3 protein-coding genes and 1 pseudogene are annotated in these 3,803 nt (G+C 67.7%); all 4 read right to left on the bottom strand.

Going from position 1 to position 3,803, the window contains the following annotated elements; translation table 11 throughout:
* Positions 1–837: 837 nt before the first annotated feature.
* The gene (locus ACZ5SK_RS48415; RefSeq protein ID WP_334577231.1) at positions 838–1,197 is read right to left on the bottom strand and encodes an ASCH domain-containing protein; all 360 of its coding nucleotides are present in this window, start codon (positions 1,195–1,197) and stop codon (positions 838–840) included.
* Entirely contained in the window at positions 1,194–2,309 is a 1,116-nt protein-coding gene (locus tag ACZ5SK_RS48420; RefSeq protein WP_334577230.1) for a hypothetical protein, read from the bottom strand. Before ACZ5SK_RS48420 ends, ACZ5SK_RS48415 begins: the two co-directional genes overlap by 4 nt.
* A 650-nt stretch (positions 2,310–2,959) precedes the next feature.
* Positions 2,960–3,400 (bottom strand): hypothetical protein, encoded by a 441-nt coding sequence (locus tag ACZ5SK_RS48425; protein WP_468578102.1) that lies wholly within the window; start codon positions 3,398–3,400, stop codon positions 2,960–2,962.
* Positions 3,401–3,455: 55 nt separating this feature from the next.
* Positions 3,456–3,803, bottom strand: a pseudogene (locus ACZ5SK_RS48430) (hypothetical protein); the annotation flags it as partial.

The following is a 3,803-nucleotide window of genomic DNA, read 5'->3' on the forward strand; positions in this document are numbered from 1 at the left end:
CACACGCCACAACGACGTGCACAGAAAAGCCGAACACGGCCACCGTCAACCATCAGCTGGGACCGAAGTGTCAAGCATCTCCCGGGACCGGACAGGCCCAGCGCAGCGGAGCTGTTCAGAGTTTCTTTACTGGATCAAGGCGGCCCGCCTACGGCGGGCCGCGCGCGCTGGCGGCCATGGGCCGCCGCCGCTCCTTGTCTCCGCCACCGCTCCGTCGGCCCCCACCCGCTCAGCGCGCAGCACCTCCGAGGCGGACAGTCAGACCAGGAAGCAACCCGACCACTCCGAGCACCAGGACCAGGCCGACACCGACCAAGCGAGACCGCGCCATCCGACCAGTCCGCGCTTCGCAGCCCATGGACTCCAAAGCAGCAAGCAGGCCCATGCGCCAGGCTCTTCGTCGGCAACGCCCAGGCCGGGAAGGGGGCGAGGGCCGTGACGAATGGAAGCAGCGTGGCTGAGGCCGGCGGGGGGTTGCTGGAGACACACGTGACGGGTGCTCGTTCGACTCACCCGCCGCCGTGGCTGACTTTCGGTGGTGCAGGTCAGAACTGGGATGCGGCCAACCGGACTTCAACAGTGACCCTCTCGAACTGGACAGTGGGGTACGTGGGTTGCAGCCGCACCCGCGTTCGAGCACGCCGACCGCCCCGGTACCATCGGCACCGGGGTCCTGACCAGGGATTCCAAGACCGGACCACCCCGGATCGCTGTCCAGGCTGAGGGGTGGTCCGGTCTCTTCTTGTCGGCGTCCGCCGTTCGCAGCACGGTCCCGAGCGGCGGACGCCAGGAAGCCGCAAGCAGCCCCCTCGGGGGAGCGGGGACCGTGCGGCGGGCTTACTGGGGCGGCAGCTCGATTTCGATGGCGAGCGCGCCGAGCGCTTCCTTCTCCGCCGGATAGATATCGCGGATGTTGGCGAGCTGCTGCTCGCGAGGGGAGGCCGGGTTGACGTTCGCCGGGCCTTCCCCGTCAAGCAGTTCCTCGAACGTCTTGTACTCCGTGACCCGCTTCACCAGGACGTCACACGTCTCTTCGGTGCCCTTGATGCGGAAGCGGATGATGTCTCCAGCGGCCAGGTCTTCGAGGTGGGGATACTTCACCCGCACCTCGATCGTCTTCTGACCGGCAGCGACGAGTTCGAAGTACCTTCGGTAGAGGTTCAGTTCACGCACGCGCGCGGCGGCAGTCTCCGTCATGGGGCGGGAACGCTCCTTGCTGTTGCAGCGGACATGAGCCGGCCGAGTTCACCGGCCGAGTACGAGCGGAAGAAGTGGCGAGGGTCGGCGAGTAGCACGTCAGTCAGACCGAGAAGACGATCGACGTACTCTCCCAACGAGCCAGGCCACTCGCGGGTGTCGAGCATCCACGGGGCCGCACCGTCGGGCAAGGGCGCGCGCCCCTCTCGGATGAGGGACTTGGACAGCTTCGCGCCCGTGTCCGTGACGACCTGGGGGCAGAAGAGCCGGGCGGTCATCTGTCCGCGAGTGAGACCCACGGCCTGTAGGGCGCCGTCGACGAGAAGGCATCCGGGCATCCAGTCGCTGCCCTTGACCATGACGTACAGCGTGCCTCGCGCTCCAACGACCGCCAGTTCCTTGACGAGGTTCCGGTACAGCGTGGCGAGGTCGAGGTATGCACCGCTCAGGGGTTCGATGACGACCTCGTATTCGCCGTGGTGCAGGCACACAGCCGAGATGGTTGCCCGCTCGAAACCGTCGTCACGGACGTGGGTCCGCTCGGCGTACTTCTCGGCCCATCCGCATCCCGGGCGCGGGCAGGGAACGCGAACGTGTGGCACGCCGGACGATGGAGACAGGTGCCAGCGTGCGGCGTCCAAGCGGGGCACCAGGCGCAGCCAGGTACGGCGGAAGTGCTCGCCCGCTTGCTGTTGGCTGTACGTCTCGACGGAGTACGGCACGTTCAGGCGCTCGGACAGCGCGGTGAACAGCGGGCGGTACAGCTTGTCGACCTGGTCAGCGATGCCCACCTCGCCCAGGGCGTGCGCGTAGGCCCGCTGGTAGCGGTGACCGGTCTCCTTGTCGGTGACGATGGCGTACGGGGCGTTGTCGAGCGCGCCGAACTGAACTTCAGCCGGCACGCCGAACCGGTCCCGGATCCGGGCCGCCGTGGCGAACGTGAGCGACTGAACCAGCGACGTGCCGACGTGCGGTGCTCCGTTGATCTGCGTTCCCACCACGAACACGATGCGCTCCGGAGCCACCTCGGCGATGTGCGGCCTCAGCAGGTCCTCAGCACTGGTCAGCGCGTTGGCGAGCACGGTGTTCGGCGATACGGGATAGATGGTCACCGCGTCTTCCCCTCGGTAGATGGGCAGGACTGCGCCGCAGAGCGGCGGGTGTGCGTTCAGCGGTCGAGCTGTGGTTGCGTGGTGGACCCGCCCCCGCGCCGGGGGGAACCGGAAAGGACGCGGGGGCGGGAGTCATCGGGTCGGACGACGCCCGCGGGGACGTCGGTGACGGCCCGCCCGCACCCAGAGGTGGGGTAGCCCCCCGGCCAGGGCAGGATGCTGCGGAAGGCGAGGCCGGCGAGTCGGCAGCGGATGAACGCGGAGGCAGTACCGAGCGTCGTAGTCCGCCACGGTGAAAACGAACGCGCGGCCTGCGGCGAGGGCACGAAGAACTTGCTCGTACGCCCGATCACTGTCGGCCCACGCTCGCAACTCGACGTCGGGGCGCGGGATTTCCGGCCGCGCGAGAACGAGCGGCGCGTCATGCAGCCCCAGGGTCCCGATGTCCGGGGACAGCAGCCGGGCGAAACGGTGCGCTGACGCCCTCAGCCACCGTGCCGCCAGGCGTGGGGAACCGCCGCGATAGGTGGCGAGCAGGATTTCGCGGGAGCCGCTGAGGTCATGGGCGGTGGCCTCACACCGGAATGCGATGGGAGGTCGCGCAAAGGCACGTGCAGAGGTCGGTGGGGCGAGCATCAGCACGTCCGGGCTCACCGCCGACGATCCTGGGCCGATTCCCTCGCCTTGATCATGTGGCCGAGCTGGTTGTAGTACAGCTCGACTTGCGCAGGGGTGAGAACGAGCATCGACTCGCAGACGCCGCCGTCCTCGTAGTGGACGGTCACCGCCATGGCGGCTTGCTGCGCGCGGGGGTCGTACACGGCGTCGCGCTTCACGGGCGTGACGTGCGTGACCGGAACCGGCACAGGGCGGAGGGTGCTTCCGTCGGACCTTGCGCGCCAGTCCGCGCCTCCCCCAGGCGGACGGAGTTGATAAGACGCCGAGTTGTCGCTTGGCAGGGCGACGACGACCCCGATCGTTCCCGCCTTGGCCAGATCGATGGCGAGGTCGCCAAGGCGGGGATGGAACGGGCTCCCTGCGGTTAAAACGGTCTGGGACGTGGGGAGTTGCTGCGTGGTTCGTTCGGCCATGTCCCGAAGCTAAGTGTGCGCTCGGGGCCCAATATGAACCGCGGGAATATGACCCTCAGCCGTCGAGGTGGAAGCGGTCTGACATGCGGCGCAGCTTCTCCCGAGTGCTTGCCCGTTCGGCGTACACGATGCTCCGCAGCGTTGACCGCGCGATGGGGTGATTGCGGACGAGCTGGGGCGCGATCTCCTCAGCCTTCTCCAGTTCCTTGAGAGCCTTGTCGCGGTTCCCGTCCCACAGCCACGCGCGGGCCAGGTCCATGTGATGGTGCCCCTGACGGGAGTTGGGAAGAGACGCGACCAGCTCCTTGCTAAGGGTTGTCCCGTAACTGCCGGTCACAGATGAGATGATCTTGCTGTGGCTGGTGTGATCACGGCGTCGGAGCCGTCCTGGATAGTCCCGTTC

It is taken from the genome of Streptomyces sp. NPDC031474 (genome assembly GCF_055581185.1).

Bases quoted from the DNA above. Each gene is read 5' to 3' on its own strand.
- ACZ5SK_RS48425 (WP_468578102.1), bottom strand. From the start codon at position 3,400: ATGGCCGAACGAACCACGCAGCAACTCCCCACGTCCCAGACCGTTTTA.
- ACZ5SK_RS48415 (WP_334577231.1), bottom strand. From the start codon at position 1,197: ATGACGGAGACTGCCGCCGCGCGCGTGCGTGAACTGAACCTCTACCGA.